16 protein-coding genes and 1 tRNA gene are annotated in these 19157 nt (G+C 67.9%); 8 read left to right on the plus strand and 9 right to left on the minus strand.

What is annotated here, in order from left to right; all coding sequences use genetic code 11:
- Positions 1-18 precede the first annotated feature (18 nt).
- The gene (locus GI374_RS15830) at positions 19-516 is read right to left on the minus strand and encodes a pyridoxamine 5'-phosphate oxidase family protein (protein WP_154338021.1); all 498 of its coding nucleotides are present in this window, start codon (positions 514-516) and stop codon (positions 19-21) included.
- Between the two features lie 77 nt (positions 517-593).
- Positions 594-1925, minus strand: a complete 1332-nt coding sequence (gene phaZ, locus GI374_RS15835; RefSeq protein WP_229583402.1) for a polyhydroxyalkanoate depolymerase — start codon at positions 1923-1925, stop codon at positions 594-596.
- A gap of 112 nt (positions 1926-2037) precedes the next feature.
- Here phaZ and phaC point away from each other — a divergent pair, with 112 nt between their 5' ends.
- From phaC to GI374_RS15855, 4 genes are all read left to right on the plus strand, one after another.
- Positions 2038-4116: a class I poly(R)-hydroxyalkanoic acid synthase gene (gene phaC / locus GI374_RS15840; RefSeq protein WP_154338022.1), complete on the plus strand. Its 2079-nt coding sequence runs from the start codon at positions 2038-2040 to the stop codon at positions 4114-4116.
- A 137-nt stretch (positions 4117-4253) separates the two neighbouring features.
- Positions 4254-4706 (plus strand): Phasin, encoded by a 453-nt coding sequence (locus GI374_RS15845; RefSeq protein ID WP_154338023.1) that lies wholly within the window; start codon positions 4254-4256, stop codon positions 4704-4706.
- 145 nt (positions 4707-4851) lie between these two features.
- Positions 4852-5445: a polyhydroxyalkanoate synthesis repressor PhaR gene (phaR, locus tag GI374_RS15850; protein ID WP_154338024.1), complete on the plus strand. Its 594-nt coding sequence runs from the start codon at positions 4852-4854 to the stop codon at positions 5443-5445.
- 39 nt (positions 5446-5484) lie between these two features.
- Positions 5485-5574 (plus strand) — tRNA-Ser (locus tag GI374_RS15855).
- Between the two features lie 301 nt (positions 5575-5875).
- Here GI374_RS15855 and GI374_RS15860 read toward each other — a convergent pair.
- The 7 genes from GI374_RS15860 to gmd all read right to left on the minus strand — a co-directional run bounded on the left by GI374_RS15860 (position 5876) and on the right by gmd (position 16798).
- Positions 5876-6112 (minus strand): hypothetical protein, encoded by a 237-nt coding sequence (locus tag GI374_RS15860; RefSeq protein ID WP_154338025.1) that lies wholly within the window; start codon positions 6110-6112, stop codon positions 5876-5878.
- 377 nt (positions 6113-6489) lie between these two features.
- The gene (locus GI374_RS19890) at positions 6490-11898 is read right to left on the minus strand and encodes a glycosyltransferase (RefSeq protein ID WP_154338026.1); all 5409 of its coding nucleotides are present in this window, start codon (positions 11896-11898) and stop codon (positions 6490-6492) included.
- Between the two features lie 35 nt (positions 11899-11933).
- Positions 11934-12392: a hypothetical protein gene (locus GI374_RS15870; protein WP_154338027.1), complete on the minus strand. Its 459-nt coding sequence runs from the start codon at positions 12390-12392 to the stop codon at positions 11934-11936.
- A gap of 11 nt (positions 12393-12403) precedes the next feature.
- Positions 12404-13255, minus strand: coding sequence for a sulfotransferase domain-containing protein (locus tag GI374_RS15875; RefSeq protein WP_255453735.1), 852 nt, complete (start codon positions 13253-13255; stop codon positions 12404-12406).
- 5 nt (positions 13256-13260) lie between these two features.
- Positions 13261-14724, minus strand: coding sequence for a mannose-1-phosphate guanylyltransferase/mannose-6-phosphate isomerase (locus GI374_RS15880; RefSeq protein WP_154338029.1), 1464 nt, complete (start codon positions 14722-14724; stop codon positions 13261-13263).
- Complete coding sequence (locus tag GI374_RS15885; RefSeq protein WP_154338030.1) at positions 14721-15683, minus strand: GDP-L-fucose synthase; 963 nt, start codon at positions 15681-15683, stop codon at positions 14721-14723. The genes GI374_RS15880 and GI374_RS15885 overlap by 4 nt, the downstream gene beginning before the upstream one ends.
- Positions 15680-16798 (minus strand): GDP-mannose 4,6-dehydratase, encoded by a 1119-nt coding sequence (gene gmd, locus GI374_RS15890; RefSeq protein WP_154338031.1) that lies wholly within the window; start codon positions 16796-16798, stop codon positions 15680-15682. The genes GI374_RS15885 and gmd overlap by 4 nt, the downstream gene beginning before the upstream one ends.
- Positions 16799-17003: 205 nt before the next feature.
- On the opposite strand from gmd, the gene GI374_RS15895 reads away from it, so the two are divergent.
- The 4 genes from GI374_RS15895 to GI374_RS15910 form a co-directional block, all read left to right on the plus strand.
- Positions 17004-17225, plus strand: coding sequence for a hypothetical protein (locus GI374_RS15895; protein ID WP_154338032.1), 222 nt, complete (start codon positions 17004-17006; stop codon positions 17223-17225).
- A 48-nt stretch (positions 17226-17273) separates the two neighbouring features.
- Positions 17274-18302, plus strand: a complete 1029-nt coding sequence (locus GI374_RS15900) for a hypothetical protein (protein WP_154338033.1) — start codon at positions 17274-17276, stop codon at positions 18300-18302.
- Between the two features lie 233 nt (positions 18303-18535).
- The gene (locus tag GI374_RS15905) at positions 18536-18949 is read left to right on the plus strand and encodes a transposase (protein WP_154338034.1); all 414 of its coding nucleotides are present in this window, start codon (positions 18536-18538) and stop codon (positions 18947-18949) included.
- A gap of 62 nt (positions 18950-19011) precedes the next feature.
- Positions 19012-19157, plus strand: a 146-nt coding sequence (locus GI374_RS15910; protein WP_154338035.1) for a transposase, incomplete at its 3' end; no start/stop codon positions are given.

Raw genomic sequence — 19157 nt, forward strand, 5'->3', positions numbered from 1 at the left:
GCCCGCGCCGGAGCGGCTTCAGAGTTCGAAATGCTCGCCCATGTCGGGCTTGGCGCCCGTCACCCGCGCCTTGGCGACCTCGTAGAGGAAGCCGAGGCCGCCGGTCGTCGTCCAGACCTCGCCGCTGGAGATGGTGAACTTCAGAAGCCGCACGTCCGGGTCGTCGCGGCCTTCCTCGAACCAGCTGGCGGACACCTGGCTCCAGATCTCGTCGAGCTTCGCCTGGTCGTTCGACAGCTCCAGCCGTCCCTCGAGCCTGGCGTAGAGCTTGCCGCTGCCCTCCGCCACAAGATGCATGGCGTCCTGCGCGCCGCGGCTGACGGCCTCGGCAAGATGGGTGCCCTGCGCGGTGATGAACCACAGCGCCCGATCGTCGTCTTCGGTGATCTGGTGCGACATTGGCTGGAAGTGTTGGTCGGAGCGCAGGCCGAGCATGCCGGCGTTGATGCCCTTGAGCCGCGTCCAGAAGGTCGCGCGGTGCTGGGCGGGGGACTGGGTGGTCTTGTCGTCGGCCATCTCGTGCTCCGTTGAGGGCGCGCCGCGAGGGTGCGGCGCTTGCCCCGTTCAACGGCGCATGGGCGGCGCGGTTCCTGTCAGACGGCGAGCCGGCCGGTGGACGCGGCCGGCGCGTCGTTCACGGCCGCCAGCGACACCGGCGGGGCGCCGCGGGTGCGGCTGCGCTCGATGCCCGCCGCCTCGTCCATGAAGTCGAGCACCGCCGGGCGGATGTTCAGCCGCCAGCTCTTGCCGGCGAAGATGCCGTAATGGCCTGCGCCCGGCTCGAGATGGTTGCGCTTGCGCTCAGAGGGCACGCCGGTGCAGAGGCCGAGCGCTGCGACGCACTGGCCGGGCGCGGAGATGTCGTCCTCGGCCCCCTCGACGGTCATCACCCAGCTGCGGTCGATGCGGCCGATGTCCACCGGCTTGCCGGCCATGGTGAAGCTGTTCCGCCCGATCTCGTTGCGCTGGAAGATCCGGTCGACGGTCGAGAGGTAGAACTCGGCCGTCATGTCCATGACCGAGAGATACTCGTCATAGAAGCGGTTGTGACGGTCGTTGGGTGTAGCCTCGCCGCGGGCCTCGGCGAATATCTGGCTGATGAAGGCCTGCGCGTGGGTGCCCGTGTTCATGGCGATGAAGGAGGCGAGCTGCGCCAGGCCCGGATAGACCATGCGCCCCGCGCCGCGATACTTGAAGCCGACCTGCTGGATCGCGAGATGCTCGATCTCACCCATCGTCATGCGGTTGCCGAAATCCGTCACTTCGGTCGCGGCCGCGTCGGGATCGATCGGCCCGCCGATGAGGATGAGCGAGCGCGGCTGCGCCTCGGGGTTCTCCTCGGCCAGGATCGCGGTCGCGGCGAGCGCGAGCGGCGCGGGCTGGCAGACGGCGACCACGTTCAGGTCGGGGCCGAGATGGGCGAAGAAGTCAACGAGGTAGCGGGTGTAGTCCTCGACGTCGAAATGCCCCTCGCTCACCGGGATGTCGCGGGCGTTGTGCCAGTCGGTGATGTAAACCTCGGCGTCCTGCAACAGCGACACCACGGTCGAGCGCAGCAGCGTCGCGTAATGCCCCGACATCGGCGCCACGAGCAGGATCTTGCGCTTCACCTCGCGGCGGGCGACGCGGAAATGCAGCAGGTCGCCGAAGGGACGGCTGAGGACCCGGTCCACGTAGACGATGTGGTCCTGGCCGCCGGGGCCGGCGATCGCGGGGATGTTCCAGTCGGGCTTGATGACCATGCGGGCGAAGCTGCGCTCGGTCACGCGGCCCCAGGCGGACATCACCTTGAAGGCCGGGTGGGGGATCAGCGCAAAGGCCGGGTAGGATGCGAGGGCACGCGCGCTCGCGCCCATCCACTCGGCGCTGTTGCGCAGCGCTTCCATCGCGTCGTAGCGGGCCATGCCGCGGTAAATGAAATCCATCGTCAACCTTCCGAGCCGCTATGGCGACTTCTGCGGCACTGCGGCGAAAACGCGGCTTGTCGGCATCCGGTTCACCGCCTTATTCTGGGTGAAATAGGGGAGGGCGGATATCATGGCAAGCTCCGAGGACCCTGCGCCGACGCGCCGTCGCCGCAATGCGGCAAAAACGTCGCTAGAGGATGCTGCAGACGCGAAGAAGTCGCGCGGCGCGGCGGCGGACGGGCCGGGAAAGCCGCCGCCGAGCCGCGGCAAGGCGGCCCCCGTCGCGGCCGAATCGCCCACGGATGAGCAGCCGAAGCGGAGCCGCACGCCGAAGGCCGCAACGCCGGAGGCCGCGGAGGCGCGGGCAGCGCCGGAAGCGGCCGCCGCCGACGCTCCGCCGGCAGAGGGTGGCGCCGCGCCGCGGCATGCGCTCGACGGTCTGCCGGGGGCCAGCCTGCTGCCCGAGAAGATGGCCGAGAACATCGGCCGCATCGAGGAACTGTCGATGAGGCTGATGCAGGCCCTTGCACAGCGACGTTCGCCGGCGGCCGGGGTGCAGGGACCGGGGGCGGACTTCTACGTCACCGCGGCGCAGGCCTGGGCGCGGAACTGGGTCGAGGACCCGGTCAAGGTGATCCAGGCGCAGACGCGCTACTGGGGCGAGACGCTGCGCCACTATGCCGAGGTCCAGGGGGAGTTTGCGCGCGGCCGCCTGTCAGCGCCGCCCGACGAGGGCCCGGCCGATCCGCGCTTCAAGAACCCGCTCTGGTCCAGCAACCCGTGGTTTGCCTTCCTGAAGCGTCAGTACAAGATCAATGCGGATGCGCTCGCCCGGTCGGTGGCCGACCTCGAGGTCGACGACCCGGTCGCCAAGCGCCGCATCGCGTGGTTCTCGCGGCAGATCATCGACATGATGTCGCCGACGAACTTCCTCGCCACCAACCCCGACGCGTTGGAGAAGGCGATCGAGACCGAGGGCGAAAGCCTCGTCCGAGGCCTCGAGAACCTCGTCGCCGATGTCGAGAGCGGGCAGGGCGAGCTGATGGTCTCGCTGGTGGACAAGTCGGCCTTCACGGTCGGCGAGAACATCGCCACTACCCCCGGCGAGGTGGTCCTGCAGGACCGCATGTTCGAGCTGATCCAGTATGCGCCCACGACCGACAAGGTCCACGCGCTGCCGCTGATCCTGTTCCCGCCCTGGATCAACAAGTTCTACATTCTCGACATGAAGCCGCAGAACAGCCTCATCAAGTATCTGGTAGACAAGGGCCTCACGCTCTTCGTGGTGAGCTGGAAGAACCCCGATGCGTCGATGAACGACACCGGAATGGAGGACTATGTCGCAGCCCAGATCCGCGCGATGGACGAGGTTCTGGCCCGCACCGGGCAGGACAAGCTGAACGTGGTCGGCTACTGCATCGGCGGCACGGCGCTGTCGATGGGGCTCGGCGTGTTGAAGGCGCGCGGCGACGAGCGGGTGAACAGCGCCACCTTCTTCACCACGCTCACCGACTTCTCGGAGCTGGGCGAGTTCACCACCTTCCTGCAGGATGATTTCCTGTCGGGCATCGACGAGGAGGTGGCGCGCACCGGCGTCCTCGGGGCGCAGCTCATGGCGCGGACCTTCAGCTTCCTGCGCGCCAACGACCTGATCTGGGGCCCGGCGATCCGCAGCTACATGCTGGGCGAGACGCCACCCGCCTTCGACCTGCTCTACTGGAACGCCGACGCCACCAACCTGCCCGGCCGCATGGCGGTCGAATATCTGCGCGGCATCTGCGTGACCAACGCCTTCGCCACCGACGAGGGCCTCGAGGTGCTGGGCGAGCGGGTGCGGCTGTCGGACATCGACCTGCCGATGTGCTCCATCGCCTGCGAGGGCGACCATATCGCGCCCTGGCTCGACTGCTGGCGCGGCTTCTCGAAGACCGGGGCCGAGGACCGGACCTTCATCCTGTCGCAGTCGGGCCATATCGCCGGCATCATCAACCCGCCGAACCGGATCAAGTATGGCCACTATACCTCTGAGGCCGGCTTTGACGCGACCGCCAAGGACTGGCGCGAGGGGGCCGCGTTCCACGAGGGCAGCTGGTGGCCGACTTGGACCGAATGGTTGACGCCGCGCTCCGGCCAGATGGTGACCGCGCGCGAGCCCGAGGGCGGCATTGCCCCGGCGCCGGGGAGCTATGTCCACGAGTCCGCGACCTGAGGCCGCAGGGGTGAATTTATGCTGCGCTGCGGCAAAACCGGCTTGCAATGCTGCGGTGCGGCATGTATATGTGATGACGTGATACCCGCGGGCAGCCCGAGGCCGTCCGTTTCCACACTGACCCGAAGGTGACGCAGATGATCAAGACCACCGACTACACCAAGGCCATGCAGGACATGCTGGCCAACATGCCCGTCGACACCTCGTCCATGAACGAGACGTTCCGCACCCAGGCCGCGCTCGGCGAGAAGATGGCCCGCGTCGCCCTGCAGGCGGCCGAGCGGTCGACCGAGATCTCGGCCCAGTGGGCCAAGGACAGCATCTCGCGCATGGGCGAGATGATGACCCAGAAGGACCAGCCGGCCGACTACGCCAAGGCGATGAGCGACTTCGCCGCCGCGGCCGCCGAGCTCGCCTCCGAGCACATGGCCGCCTATGCCGAGGTTGCCAAGAAGGTCCAGATGGACACCGTCGACCTGATGCTCTCGGCCGGCCGCGACGTGACGAAGGACGCGCAGAACGCCGCGACCAACGTCGCCGCGAGCGTGGGCCGCAAGCCCGAAGCCGCGCCGAAGGCCGACAAGGTCTGATTGCTGCAGCTGCGGCGAGACCGGGAAGGGGCGGGCGACCGCCCCTTTTTCATGCCTGCCGTCCACCCCAGGGAGGCCGGTCGAAAAGCCTTTGCATCTGCAGCTAGGCGGGGCCAGACTTGCCGCAGACGCGAAGGAGGGCGGGATGGCCGATGAACGTGATGCACGCGCGAATGACGCGACCCGGCCGCCGCTCCTCATCAAGCGCTACGCCAGCCGCCGGCTCTACAACACCGAGACCAGCGACTACGTCACCCTCGACGACATCGCCGCTGCGATCCGCGCGGGCCGCGAGGTGCGCATCGTGGATCTCAAGTCCGGCGACGACCTGACCCGGCAATACCTGCTGCAGATCATCGCCGAGCACGAAAGCCGGGGCGAGAACGTGCTGCCCGTGGACGTGCTGACCGACCTCGTGCGCAGTTACGCCACGAGCGCCCGCAGCGTCGTGCCGCAGTTCCTTGCCGCGAGCTTCGAGATGCTGCGCGACGGGCAGTCGAAGATGATGGAGAACCTCTCCGCCTTCCCCAATCCGATGAGCAGCATGCCCGGCTTCGAGGCGCTGCGCCGCCAGCAGCAGGCCTTCCTGCGCGCCATGATGGCCGGCTGGCCTGCGACGGGAACCGGCCCCGCGCCCGGGGACGAGGAGGCCCCGCCGCGCCCCCCGCGCGACGACCCCGAAATGGCCGAGATCCGCCGCCAGCTCGCCGAGCTGCAAAGCCGCATCTCCAAGCTCTGACTTGCAGCGCGGCAGGGCTGCCGCTAGACGAACTGTCACGGACGGTTGGCCGAGTGGTCGAAGGCGCACGCCTGGAAAGTGTGTAGGCGGGGAACCGTCTCGAGGGTTCGAATCCCTCACCGTCCGCCACTGTCTTGTATAAATTTCTGGTTTTGTTAAGAAATTGTAAGAGGCGCCGATACGGTCCCCCGCAATTTCCCCCTGCATGAGCGGGAAGATGCGGGGGCATCTGGGACAGTGCGACGGCGCGTCAGATGTTCTCTGTCTTACCCAGCGTGCTGATGATGAGGGTGAGCGCCTCCTCCATAGCGGGACTATGCATGTAGAAGGCCTCCCACATGGCCGCGCTCGAGCGCGGTGTCCCTTGTCATAACCGCCATCTGAAGGATGCTGGTAGCCGCCAAGAGGTGCTCGTGAACGGTGCGCCCGCTCATGCTCTCACCCCCGTCAGCGTGCGCAGCTCGTTCCAGATGATGTCGGCCGACGAATGAGCGCAGTTGGCAATCTCGAAGTCGCCCCAGGCCGTGAAGGTGGCGATCTTCATCTGCAGGTCCGTCGCGTTCGCGGAGGGGGTGTGCATGATCGCGGCCTCGATGCCGGACAGACGATCCACCTCGGCCTCGAAGATCGGCACGGGCAGTTCGGCGAGTTCACCATTCAGCCTCATGAAGGGTCAGCCAGTCCCGGAACAATGCAGCGATCGACGTCTCGAGCTGGGCAGCAGCCGCGGGGATGGCGCCCGTTGCTGTGACCCCCGACCCTCATCCACCTGCAACCAGAGCCGGCGGTGACATTGCCCTGCCTAACAACTTTGGACCGCCCGAGGCAGGAGTTTTCGGGCTTTGTCACGACGGCGGGCTAGTGGCGCCGTCGGGGAAGTGCAGCGCGCTCGGGACCTTGTTATCGATGGCGCTATGGGGGCGATCGTAATTGTGTCTGCGCCAATTCTCCAGCTGCTGCGCCCATGCGCCCACATGCTGCTGCCGTGGAGCCGTATCCGGGACCGCATCGACCAGCGGAACTCAAGCTCGTAGAAGCAGGAGGTCAGCCAGACGCCGCCAAGAACACCGCCGTGCGGCTTGCGAGATCATGCGCGGCCGACCCGGTCGACGCGGGCGGGAGCTGCTTCGCCGCGGTGATCGTCGCTGTTGCCTGCGCCTCGGTCACCGGCGGGGGGGCGAGCAGGATGCCCCCGCCGTCGACGAGTCCGGGCCGCTGACCTGGAGTCAGGACCAGCGTCCGGCATCCGAGAGCGGCCGCGTCATGCGCCAGGCCGGGGATGCCGTGCCCCGGTGCGCTCATCGAGACGATGTCGAAGGAGGCCAGAAACCCGCGCGCCGTGTCGCTGTCGCCTTGAGCAAGGCTGTAGAGCGACGCCGGCCGCAGGATACGGGCGCCGTGAGACAGGTAAGAGGAGAACGAGTCCCCCGCGGACAGGTGGAGCCAGCGGGGTAACGCTCCGATATCGCCCCGCCGCACTGCGGGCGCGCGGCGCAGCGGATCGAGGGTCGAGCATTCGGGAAGTTCCGCCAACCGCGGGTCGAGGTGGTGGAGATACGCCCCGGACGCCGCGTCCGTCGGCACGACACTGCCGAAAAGGCGCGACAGCCGAAGCTTGGCGGTGAACTCGACCTCGGGCGTCCAGACCCAGGCAGCCGAACCGCCTTCACGCAAGCGCAATTGCTCCGCGACCGCCGCAGCCTGAGGAAGACAGCCGCCGAGGCCGAGAATGTCGAGGACCGGCCCAGGATGCTCTCGCGCCAGCGACGGCGGCAGGAGCACGGCGCCGCGGCCCTCGCCGTCGCTGTCACAGGGCAGGCGGATCGGTTTGCCACCCGCCAGCAGACGGTCGAGCGGCGAGCCTTCGGGCGCATCCCACGGGCACAGGGCCAGCGTCCCGCGCGCCATCTCGGAGGCGCGGTCGGCGCGTCGCGGCGCGGCTGGATGCGAATTTCGCACCGAGACAAGCTCGGCGAAGGCGTCGAACTGGCGCGCGGTCTTTTGCTGCGCGTGGCGGCGGAAGGCGGCCAGCGGACGGGGCAGGGTCACGGACTGCACTCCCGCCGCGGCCATCCGCAGCCACAAGTCGTAATCCATCGCGTAGGTCAGGCCGCCGTCGATCGTGCCGCCAGCCCTTTCATAGGCCGCCCGCGTGAAGAATACCTCGGGCTGGGTGAGATAGCGGCCGTCGAGCCAGTTGCGTTCGACGTCCAACAGTCGCGCCAGATCGAGGGGCGGGTGCTTTCGATCGGCCGTGACGAGGTCGACGATGCTGCCCTCGCGGAAATGCAGGCAGTCGCCGACGATCACATCGGCGCGCGAGGCCAGCCACGTCCCCGCAACGGCGAACAGCGCTCCGGGCAGCAGCAGGTCGTCGGCGTTGAGCCAGCAGAAGAGGTCCGCCTCGCTCCTCCGAAAGCCCAGAGATACCGCGCCGCTCTGGCTGAGGCCCGGCTCGACGATCACCCGCAGCCGGTCGGCATGGCGCGCGAGGGCGTCGAGCGTGCCATCCATCGAGCCTCCGTCCACCACGGTGACTTCAAGGCTCGGATAGCCCTGATTCAGGATCGACAGGAGGCTTGCGTCGATGGTGCCTTCCGCGTTCAGCGACGGCATCACCACGGCGATCCGCGGCCATTCCACGGCCTCAGGCGACTGTTTCAGCCGAGCCGCCGCCTGACGCGCCTCGCGTTCGGCGAAGGCTGCCATGGGATCGCGGGGCCAGGCGGCGTCGCCGCCTCGCAGCGGCCAGAGCGGCAGCGGGCGGTCGAACGCTTCCACCGGCTGGAGCCGCCCGTGATGCCTGACGAGGGCCGGGTCGCCGCATTCAAAGCCCGCAAGCTGTGCCGCGAGCCTGAGGGCGGGCGACTCGGGGGCGATCTCGACCGCGATGAGCAGTTCGCAATGGCCGTCAGGGCCCCGTGCGGCCGCGGTAACGAGCAACTCTGTGAGTTCCGCTGCGGTTTCTGGCAGAACCCGGTCGCGGTCCGCGCCGGCTAGAAGCGCGCGTCCGATCCGTGCCGCCTCCTGCGGCGTGGGCGCGGCCCGCCATTCGCGGAGGCCCCGTTCGAGCGCAGGGCGAAGCCCGCACCAGGCGGCAAGCTCGAGCGCGCGGGTCTCGAGGCGGTTGTCGAAGCTCTGGCGCCGCGCATGAATCCAGTTGAGCAGCTCGGCCGCCCCGGCCGCGTCGATGGCGCCGACGTCGCGCTGCTCCTCGAAGACCCGCAGGCGGGCATCGAGCAGCGTTGGCAGCAGCCGGGCTTCCCCGCCTCGGGTCAGAAGGTCCTCGGTGAAGCGGGCGGTTCCATCAACCTCCCACAACCGCGCCGCCGCCGAGATGACGGGACCGGCCACCTGCCGCGGTGATGCCCCAAGCTCGACCGCCTTGCGGGCCATGCGCAGCGCGTCGGCGTGCCGCCGCGCCTGGGCCGCGGCGTCGAGCATGCTGAGCGCGAGGCGCAGGTCCGGTTTGCGCGTCAGGTAGTCCTGGCCAAAGGTAATGGCGTCGTCATGCCGACCGGCGAGGACAAGGCGGCTGGCGAGCTCCGCGATGACGTCGGGGTGCTCCTGCGGGGTCTGGGCGAGCCGCCATGCCGCGTCGCCCGCAAGATCGGCCTCGCCCCGCGCGCCATGCCATTTCACCAGATCCATGTTGAGCGCGGGATCGGCCGGATATCGGCGCGCGCCGAGCTGCAGCGTGACGCCGGCGGCGTCGCTCGCGCCCTGCGCGGCCTCGCTGCGGGCGAGGACCAGATAGGCGTCCCTGGGCGCCTGACCCAAGGCCACGGAGATACGGCAGACCTCGGCCGCGGCCTCATGGGCGCCGGAGGCCGCGAGGTGGTTGGCGAAGGCCTGAAGCCGCCCGCGATCATCCAGCAGGCCCGCCACGGCCACCGCCGCGCCGCGGGGCAGCGCGCCGCCGCGGCCTTCGATGGCAGATTGGGCAACCCGCCAGGCGGCGGCGCGGTCCTGATCCGCGGCGATGCGGCGGAGCGAGCGGAACAGGCCGGAGAAGGGGAGGTCCGACGCCGAGTCCTCATCGAGAACGACCGCGAGAATCCCAGCGATCTCGGCGCGGCCTCCGGGTTGATGCCACAGGGGGTCGATGGCTTCGAGCAGGCCCGCTGGCTCGGCCTTTGCAGACGCGGCTGCGTCCGGCGAGACCTCGTGGTATTGATGCTGCCCGTTCGCTGCGACCAGGGCGGTGATCTGGTCCCAGTGAGCGGCGAGCGTCTCAACGGTTGTGCGCTGCGGGTCCGCCGCTTCGCTGTCTGCGAAGGACACGAGGTCGAGCCCGCTGCGCGGTTCGGGAATCTCCCGCGGCGACTGGCCCTCCGGCGCGTTCAGGGCCAACCCGGCGATCCGGCCTTCCGCGATCCTCAACGACGCCAGCTCCCGGCTGCCCTCCGGCGCGAGGATGGAGAGGCGCCGCAGACCGGACTCGTCCGCGTCAGAGAGCGTCAGGCGCGGAACCCAGACCGGCGGCGCCTTCGGCTTGACGGCCGGGGCGATGGCGGCGGGCGCGCTGCCTCCCTCGGGCGGCACCGGCGTGCTGCCGATGACCGAAAGCGCGCCGTAGTTCGCCGCCTCCAGCGACGTCAGGCCCAACGACAGACCGCCCTCGTGCCGGCCGTCCGGGTCAAGCCGCTCGAAGCGCAACTCATCGAAGTCGATCGTGAGGGCTTCGGTCTGATCGACCGAGGCCGGGCAGACGCGGAACCCGACCATGCGCGCGCCTTCGGACAGCCCCAGTTCGATGCGAAACCGCTTGGTGACAGCCGGTTGAAGGAAGATGTCGCGCGAGGAAGCGCGCCAGGTCTCGCCATCGGGGACCAGCGTGAAGCGCAGCATGGTACGGCGATCCGACCGCACCGCGACATGGGCGACGAGGCGGACCTCCGCCTCCAGCAGTCCGCTCGGCGCTGCGAGAAGGAGGCCGGCGACGGTCTCCGGGCCTGCGAAGGCGAAGTGCCATGTCGCAGCGCCGCGGCGCGAGAGGCCCGGCGCTGCGAGCCATTCCTCGATCTTCAGGCCCTCGGCGGCATGGCCGATGGCGCTGTCGATGGCCAGGCGCGACAGGGCCTCAGGCAGCGTCGTAAGGTCGGTGTTGCGATCCTCGGCCGCGATTGGGCCGTGGACGAGGTATGCGGCCGGGAAGGCGCGGCGCAGAGTCTCGCGCGAGAAGGCGATCTGGCCGCGGATTTCCGGGTCGCCGGCGATGTTGACGATCTCGTCGCAGGTGATGAAGCGGGGCAGCACATGCTGCGCCACCCGCCACTCGGCCCTGTTCGCCCGCTCGGGATCGGCGCTGCAGATGAACCGGTCCCAGGCTGTGTCGAAGGCGAGGTCGGCCTCGCGTTGCGTGATCTGCACCTGCAGCCAGGCGAGATAGCCCTTGTGCAGGAAGTCGTGGAAACCGGGCGAGCCGATCCCATAAAGCGCGTTGCCGTTCAGATGCCGCTTGATGCTGTCGCCAAGGACGCCGTGGCCGCGATAGATGCTGCCGATGATCCAGGCATCGGGATGGCGCCGCGCGAGGCGGTCCAGCGCGTCGAGCCAGCCACGGCGCAGCGGGCGGCAGTCCACCTCCGTCAGCGCCGCGAAGCCCTTGTAGCCCCAGGCTCGCAACTGCGCGAGCGCACCGAAGAACAGCAGGTTCGGACCGGCCTTGTAGCCGTAGCGCGGCATCGGCCCACTGGCCCGGCGGATATAGCGGTCGTCCTCGCCCTCGAGGCCGAGGAACGCCACGCGCATGGCCCGGAAACAGCGGCGCGCGGCGGGGGAGGCGGCGAAGGCGTCCTGAAGCCGCCGCTCAAGTTCGGGATCGGCGGGGCAGTTGAAGATGAAGGCGAGGTCCGTGGTGGGCGCACCGCGGCTGTCGCGGGGGTAGCACTGCCGGTCGTTCCACAGCGCGAAGTTCTCGACCGCGGCGTCGCAGTCGCGGGGGATCAGCGGCACGACCACGACCGACACGCCCGCCCCGCCCAGCGTCGCAGGCGACAGCATCCCGCATCCGACCGCGAGCGAGACCGGGCATTCGCTGTTCAGGCTGTCGATGCGGAGGGGAAGGTTGTGCTCGTCCAGAAGCCGCATCAGCCTCTCGACGGCGGTGATCGTCATCGCGACGTTCGCATCCCGCTCAACGTCCGGCGGACCCAGGTCGCTGGCGCGATCCAGGTCGAGGAGCAGCAGGTGGGCGCGGCGTTCCTGCAGGGCGATGATGAAGGCGCGAGTGACCGGGCTCGATTCGAGTTCGGCCTGCCGGACCCCTCCGGGTGGGTCCAGGAGGTCGGCGGAAATATCGTCGATCCGCCGCGCACGAGGCGCGAGGTCGTCGGCGACGGGCTGCCGATGACCGATCAGGATCGCGTCGGCGAGCGGAAGAGCCGCGACGGCCGCGAGGCGGTCTGCTTCCTCGCCGCCGACGATCACCACCAGGGGACGCGGCGGCACGGCCGGGCCGGCTGCCAAGGGGGCTTCAAACGCGATCATGTCACCTCGAAACAGAGATCTTCGATCAGGATGGTTGCTGCGGAGAGATCCTCCCGAGCCGCGGCTTCGAATAGCAGGACCGGCTCGACCACCATGCCCGGTTCGCGGACGCTCAGGGACAGCTCGGCGCGCGCCATCGCCGGAATTAGGGGCAGGACTTTCTGGGACTGGAAGTTGAATGACCCGGCCTGCCGCCATTCGCGCAGAACGACGTGCAGGCCGGCGATGCCAGTCCGACTGACGATGCGGTAGTCGAAGGAGACGCGGGCCAGCGAGAACATCGGCGCGACCCGGCTGGCCGCCAGCCGCACGCCGAAATACTTCATGCCGGGCGCGGCCCGGAGCGATAGCTGCGTTCCATCGTCCACGTCGCGGCAGCCCGCCTCGGCCACCCCCTCGGTGAGCCAGTCCGCGGGCAGCAGGTCGGTTTCGTCTTCGTTTTCGGAATCGAGCATGTTTCGTCTCTTCACACTTTGATGGCGGCACGCTGCGGCGGGGCAGCCGGGTCGCGCCCGTATCCCAACCGGCGCAGTTCGGGCGCATAGCGTGCCTCGAACCGGGCGATCTGGGCGTCGGTCAGGTAGTTTCGATAGTTTTCGACCTTGCGCTTCCAGAAGAAGCGCCCGTTCTTGCGCGTCCGCGCCTCCGCGGCCTCGAACACGCGATCGGGGTCAATGTCATCCAGACCGAGGAAACCGGCGATCCTGCGAGCTTCGGTTTCGAAATCGCGGGAGAGATCCTCGTAGCGGAGGACGTGGACGGCTTCGCCCCCGGCGGCGAGGTCGATGAAATGGCGGGCATGCTCGAAGATCGAGCCGTAATCCTCGACATGGGGCAGCAGAGTGCCGTGTTCGAGGAAGATGCCGAAGAACACCTCCATTTCCTCCGCGCTCAGTTCATCCACCGAGGTAACGGCGATGGGGAAGCGATCGCCGGCCTGCGGCGCGACCTTGGCGGAGGCGAAGTTCAGATAGGACAGGAACGCATCGAGCGGATGGCGATAGATGTAGATGACCTTGTCGGTCGCCAGCGGCCGACCCTCATGGCGGTCGAGGACCCGGTTATGATGCGCCTTGTAAAAATACCAGCGGCGGCCCTGGAAGTCCCATGAATGTTCGTAGGGAACGCCCTGGTAGATGTCGGTCAGATAATTCTGCAGGTCATCGCGCTGTTGCGGGATTCCGACCATCGCGGCGACGATGGCGCGCAGCCATGTGTTGCCGCATTTGGGAAATGAATAAAGTCCTACTCGACACTCTTGCACTACACATCCTTTCGCACCCCGAGGCACCTTCCTTGGCAAACGTGAGGGCTCCATCTGCCTCACCCGCGGGCGTATCGATCCTCGTAGCGGGTGATATCGTCCTCGCCGAGATAGGCCCCGGTCTGCACCTCGATCAGCACCATCGGCAGCTTGCCCGGATTGCTCAGCCGGTGAATGGCGCCGAGCGGGATGTAGACGGATTCGTTTTCCGTCAGCAGCCGGACGGTTTCGCCGACCGTGACCTCCGCGGTGCCGGACACGACGATCCAGTGCTCCGACCGATGCACATGGCTCTGCAGGCTCAGCGCCGCGCCGGGATTCACGACGATGCGCTTGACCTGGAAGCGGCCGCCCAGCGCGAGGGTCTCGAACCAGCCCCAGGGGCGGTGGTCGCGCAAAAACGAGGTCGCCTGCCGGGCGCCCTTGGCCGAGAGCACTTCGATCACGCGGCGCACCTCCTGCGCGCGCGAGCGGTCGGCCACGAGGACGGCGTCGTCGGTCACCACGGCAACGATGTTCTCGAGCCCGAGGCCGACGAGCTCGACCCCCTCGCTCTCGGACCGCAGCAGCGTGTCGCGGCAGTCGATGGCGGTGACGCTGCCGCCGCAGGCGACGCCGTCGGCGTCCTCGCCCATGCCGGTGGCAACCGCGCTCCAGTCGCCGAGGTCGGACCAGGCGGCCTCGAAGGGCACGACCGCAAGGTTCGAGGCCGCTTCCATGACCGCGTAGTCGATGGACACGGATCGCGCCGAGCCGAAGGCGGCCGGATCGAGGCGCAGGAAACCGAGGTCATGCTGCCCGCCCGCGACGGCGTTCCGCACCGGCCCGACGAGGTCGGGCGCATGTTCCTCGAAGGCCGCCACGGCCACGCCAGCCTCGAAGAGGAAGATCCCGGCGTTCCACAGGAAGCCGCCGTCCTCGATCATCGACTGCGCCGTCAGCCGGTCGGGCTTCTCGACGAAGCGCCGCAGCGGCCAGACGCCATCCACCCCCGCGGCATGGTCGATCTCGAGATAGCCGTAACCGGTCTCGGCCCGGTCCGGCCGCACGCCGAAGGTGACGATGCGCCCCTTGCGCGCCGCGTCGATGCCCTTGAGCAGCGTGGCCCGGAAGGCCTCGGCGTCCGGGACCACGTGGTCGGAGGGGGCGACGATCATCAGCTGCCGTGGATCGCGCTCGGCCAGGAACAGCGCCGCCGCGAGGATCGCGGGCGCGGTGTTGCGGGCCTCCGGCTCGACCAGCACGGCGGCGGGATCGACGCCGATCCCGGCCAGCTGCTCGGTCACGATGAAGCGGAAGTCGTTGCTGGTCACCACCACCGGCGATGCGAAGGCAGGTCCCGACAGGCGCTGCGCCGATTTCTGGAACAGCGACCCGCCCGGAAGCACGGCGGCGAACTGCTTGGGGAAGCTGCGCCGGGAGAGCGGCCAGAGCCGCGTCCCCGAGCCGCCCGAGAGCAGCACCGGCACGATTTCCCCCGCGCGGACGGGCGCGCCCGCCGCAGGTTTCTCCTGATGGATCATGCCGCAACCCCCCGGACGCTGTCCTGATGCCGAAGAAACCACGCGTAGGTCTCGCGCAGGCCCTCGGCGAGGCCGATCCGCGCGGTCCAGCCCATCCGGCTGAGGCGCGAGACATCCATCAGCTTGCGCGGGGTGCCGTCGGGCCTGGTCGGGTCGGTCTCGATCGCGCCCTCGTAGCCCACGACCGCCGCGACCATCCGCGCCAGGTCCATGATCGACACGTCCACGCCCGCGCCCACGTTGATGTGGCTCAACATCGGCCGCGTGTTCGCCTCGTAGGTGGCGCGGTCGAGGTCCATGACGAAGACCGAGGCCTCGGCCATGTCGTCGACATGCAGGAACTCGCGCCGGGGCGTGCCGCTGCCCCAGATCCGGACCCTCGGCGCGTGGCCGGTCTTCGCCTCGTGGAAGCGGCGGATCAGCGCCGGCAGGACGTGGCTGTTCTCGGGGTGGAAGTTGTCTCCCGGCCCGTAGAGGTTGGTCGGCATGACGGAGCGATAGTCGCGGCCATGCTGGCGATTATAGCTCTCGCAGAGCTTGATACCCACGATCTTGGCGATCGCATAGGGCTCGTTCGTCGCCTCCAGCGGCCCGGTGAGCAGCGCCTCCTCCGCGATCGGCTGGGCGGCGTCGCGCGGATAGATGCAGGACGAGCCGAGAAACAGCAGCCGCTCCACGCCGGCGGCATGCGCCTCATGGATCACGTTCGCCTCGATCATGAGATTCTCGTAGAGGAACTCGGCCGGGTAGGCGTTGTTGGCGTGAATCCCGCCCACCTTGGCGGCGGCGAGGACGATGGCGTCGGGGCGTTCCTGCTGCAGGAACGCGCGGACAGCCCGCTGGTCGGTCAGGTCCAGCTCGGCGCGGCTGCGGGTCAGGGTCTCGCGCCCCTGCGCCTGCAGCCGCCGCAGGATGGCCGAGCCGACCATCCCGCGGTGACCGGCGACAAAGGTTCTCATCGCTCGACGCTCACCGGCAGCGAGAGGCCGTGCTTGTGCAGCAGCGCATGGCGCCGGGCCGCGCGGTGATCCTCCATCACCATCTCCGAGCACATGGTCCGCACGTCGATCTCGGGCGTCCAGCCCAGCTTCTGGCGCGCCTTGTTCGGGTCGCCCAGCAGCGATTCCACCTCGGTCGGACGGAAGTAGCGCGGGTCCACCCGCACGATGATGTCACCCGACCGCAATGCCGGGGCCATCGTGCCCTTGACCGCGGCGACGCGCCCGACCTCGCCCTCGCCGTCGCCCTCGAACTCCAGGCCGATGCCCAGTTCCTCGGCCGACCAGCGGATGAAGTCGCGGACCGAATGCTGCACGCCGGTGGCGATGACGTAGTCGTCCGGCTCGTCCTGCTGCAGCATCATCCACATCATGCGGACGTAGTCGCGCGCATGTCCCCAGTCGCGCAGCGCCGAGAGGTTGCCCATGAACAGCGCCGGCTCCAGCCCGAGGGCAACGTTCGACAGCCCCCGCGTGATCTTGCGCGTGACGAAGGTCTCGCCCCGGCGCGGGCTCTCGTGGTTGAAGAGGATCCCGTTGCAGGCATACATGTCGTAGGCTTCGCGGTAGTTCACCGTGATCCAGAAGGCGTAGAGCTTGGCGACCGCATAGGGCGAGCGCGGGTAGAAGGGCGTCGCCTCCCGCTGCGGCGTTTCCTGCACCAGTCCGTAGAGTTCCGAGGTCGAGGCCTGGTAGAGCTTCGTCTTCTTCTCGAGGCCGAGGAGCCGGATCGCCTCCAGCAGCCGCAGCGCGCCGAGGCCGTCGACATCGGCCGTGAACTCCGGCGCCTCGAAGCTGACCGCGACGTGGCTCTGGGCTCCGAGATTGTAGACCTCGTCGGGCCGCACCTCGGCCATGATGCGGATCAGGTTGGTGCTGTCGCTGAGATCGCCGTAATGCAGATGCAGGCGCGGGTCCGGGACATGCGGATCCTGATAGAGATGATCGATCCGCTGCGTGTTGAACTGCGAGGCACGCCGCTTGATCCCGTGGACCTCGTAGCCCTTTCTCAGCAGCAACTCCGCCAGATAGGAGCCGTCCTGGCCGGTAATACCTGTGATCAGGGCTCTCTTCATTGCAACCACCATGCTTCAAATGTTTCTAATTGGGATCAGAGATCAGGGAATCGGCCCCTTACGCTTCTTGGCTTATAATCGGCCGCAGGCAAACTGTCCGAAAGGACAACTGCCGGAAAGGACAGGTTGATCGAGAGTGCGGGGTGTCGCATCCAGCCGTTTGGCGAGGATCTCGCTGACATGCTATTTGAGAGGAAGCATTGCGATGACGACGCAGATTGACGAGGCCACCACCGCTTCGACCGACAACCCGGCCTATGCACTGGCTTGGACCCTCACCCATTTCGAGGTGAAGGACATTGATCCGGATGCCACACCGGAGACGGTAAGGGACGAGTTCCGCAAGACTCAGGACGATCGCCTGCGTCTCGCCCACAAGGTGATCGCGGCCTTGGACCGGCGGGGGTTCCGCATCGTCAAGGACTGATTTTCCGTCGGTCGCATCAACGAGGCTCTCGGCGGGGGAAGGTCAGGCATGGCCCCACGGCATAGTTGCGTCTTTCACCTGGGTCTTCCGAAAACCGGATCAAGCTCCATCCAGGCATTCCTCCGCGGTCGAACCTCAGAACTGCTCCGGCACGGGATACGCTTTCCCGCGCCAGGACCACGCGTCAGCCGCGCCGTAATCGAGGAGCGGATTCCGCACGACGATCTGCTGCAGACTTTCTACAAGCTGCCGCGTCCCAGCAGCCCTCATCTGATCGATTACGACCGGGCGATCGCGCAGAGCCTGCGCGATCCTCCCGGTTCGACCTTGCTCCTCTCGCATGAGGTGCAGTCGCTCTACGGGGAGGACGCGCGGAGGGAGCGGTTCAGTCAACTCAGTGAAACGCACGACATCCGCTTCATCTGCTATCTGCGGTGCCCGTCGCGCTGGCTGGCCTCCTATTACGAGCAGGCGGTTTCTCAACCCAACGGGTTCCATGCACCCCCGGAACGGCATTTTGCCGTCCGCGCGTATCTCGAGCGTGGGTTCCGCGGCCTGATGGCGCCCTTCCGCGAGTTGGGCGAGCTTGAGCTTCACGACTTCGAATCCGTCGTAGCCGGCGAGGGAATCGTCCCGCATCTCCTGCATCGGGTCGGCGCCGGCGCCCTGGTGCGGGCGGCACGCGCGGCGTCTTGGGTCAACACCCATGCCTATGCCCCGGAGCAACTCTCGATCATGCGGCAGTTGAAGGCCGGAGGGATCGAGCCGGGCCTCTTCGTGCGCGTTCGCCAGCTGTTCGACCTCTTCAACGCCACGTCCAGGCGGAAGCGGGGTCCGATCGTGCTGTTTCCTGCCGATCTCAGGGCAGCGATCGAAGCGCAGTGGCAGCAGGACCGCGAGGCGCTCGCGGGCGAAGTGACATTGACCGCTGTCGCGCCACCGGCGGAGTCGGTCCCGTATCGTGATGACCCCGAAGTGATGGAGGCGATGGCCGCATACGTGGCCACCGCCGCGGACACGGAGGCAGCAGCCACCATCCGGCAGGCCGTCGCGGCCTGCACGCCCGTTCCTACGTGAGAGTGCGCAACGGATCTGGGCATCCTCGTCGCGTTTGACCTTGCTCCCTGAAACGTCCGCTCTGAGGTTAGCCTGTCGCCAACGAGGGAGACAGGCGCATGCGGAAGAGCAGGTTCAGTGACGAGCAGATCATAGCATTCTGAAGGAGCACCAGTGGGCGGCAGCGCCACGTTCGTAAGCCTACGGTGGCGGCCGTCTGACCGGATTTCGACGCCGATGATAAAGCCGACCTTATGGCCGACCATAGGTTCAGACCCGAGATTGAAGTCCTTTCTGCCGCGGATGCCGCGCGTCGGCGACACTGGAGCGATGCCGACAAGATCCGGATCGTGGAGGAGAGCTTTCTGGGTCATCGTCAGGTGTCGGCGACGGCCCGGCGGCATGGTGTGTCACGTTCTCTGCTGACGATATGGCGGCGTCAGTATCGAGACGGCGCGGTCGGGAGCGACGCGGGGCCTGCGTTCATCCCGCTGACGCTGTCGCCAGGGCCGCCCGCGGCAATGCCCGCAGCAGCACCGGTGGCAGGGCGTGACACAGCTGACATGCAGCTCGAGATCGTGCTGAGGAACGGGCGGCGGCTCCTGGTCCCCTCCACAGTGGGCCCGGAAGTTCTGGCCCGGCTCCTCCCGGTTCTGGACGATCGATGACCTGCCCCCCGTAAGCTCCCTCGCCGTGATGTAGAGTCTGCCCGACCTGAGGAGCAGACGAGATGAGGAAAAGCCGCTTCGCCGATGCGCAGATCATCGGGATGATCAAGGAACAGGAAGCCGGGATGGCGACGGCGGAGGTGTGCCGCAGGCACGGGCTCAGCCCGGCGACGTTCTACAAGCTGAAGGCACGGTATGGCGGGATGGA

This window comes from Paracoccus sp. S-4012, from assembly GCF_009674885.1.
Taxonomy (GTDB): domain Bacteria; phylum Pseudomonadota; class Alphaproteobacteria; order Rhodobacterales; family Rhodobacteraceae; genus Paracoccus.

Bases quoted from the DNA above. Each gene is read 5' to 3' on its own strand.
- GI374_RS15845 (WP_154338023.1), top strand. From the start codon at position 4,254: ATGATCAAGACCACCGACTACACCAAGGCCATGCAGGACATGCTGGCC.
- GI374_RS15860 (WP_154338025.1), bottom strand. From the start codon at position 6,112: ATGAGGCTGAATGGTGAACTCGCCGAACTGCCCGTGCCGATCTTCGAG.
- GI374_RS15885 (WP_154338030.1), bottom strand. From the start codon at position 15,683: ATGAGAACCTTTGTCGCCGGTCACCGCGGGATGGTCGGCTCGGCCATC.
- GI374_RS15895 (WP_154338032.1), top strand. From the start codon at position 17,004: ATGACGACGCAGATTGACGAGGCCACCACCGCTTCGACCGACAACCCG.
- GI374_RS15880 (WP_154338029.1), bottom strand. From the start codon at position 14,724: ATGATCCATCAGGAGAAACCTGCGGCGGGCGCGCCCGTCCGCGCGGGG.
- GI374_RS15875 (WP_255453735.1), bottom strand. From the start codon at position 13,255: ATGGAGCCCTCACGTTTGCCAAGGAAGGTGCCTCGGGGTGCGAAAGGA.
- GI374_RS15900 (WP_154338033.1), top strand. From the start codon at position 17,274: ATGGCCCCACGGCATAGTTGCGTCTTTCACCTGGGTCTTCCGAAAACC.
- phaR (WP_154338024.1), top strand. From the start codon at position 4,852: ATGGCCGATGAACGTGATGCACGCGCGAATGACGCGACCCGGCCGCCG.
- phaC (WP_154338022.1), top strand. From the start codon at position 2,038: ATGGCAAGCTCCGAGGACCCTGCGCCGACGCGCCGTCGCCGCAATGCG.
- GI374_RS15830 (WP_154338021.1), bottom strand. From the start codon at position 516: ATGGCCGACGACAAGACCACCCAGTCCCCCGCCCAGCACCGCGCGACC.
- phaZ (WP_229583402.1), bottom strand. From the start codon at position 1,925: ATGGATTTCATTTACCGCGGCATGGCCCGCTACGACGCGATGGAAGCG.
- gmd (WP_154338031.1), bottom strand. From the start codon at position 16,798: ATGAAGAGAGCCCTGATCACAGGTATTACCGGCCAGGACGGCTCCTAT.
- GI374_RS15870 (WP_154338027.1), bottom strand. From the start codon at position 12,392: ATGCTCGATTCCGAAAACGAAGACGAAACCGACCTGCTGCCCGCGGAC.
- GI374_RS15905 (WP_154338034.1), top strand. From the start codon at position 18,536: ATGGCCGACCATAGGTTCAGACCCGAGATTGAAGTCCTTTCTGCCGCG.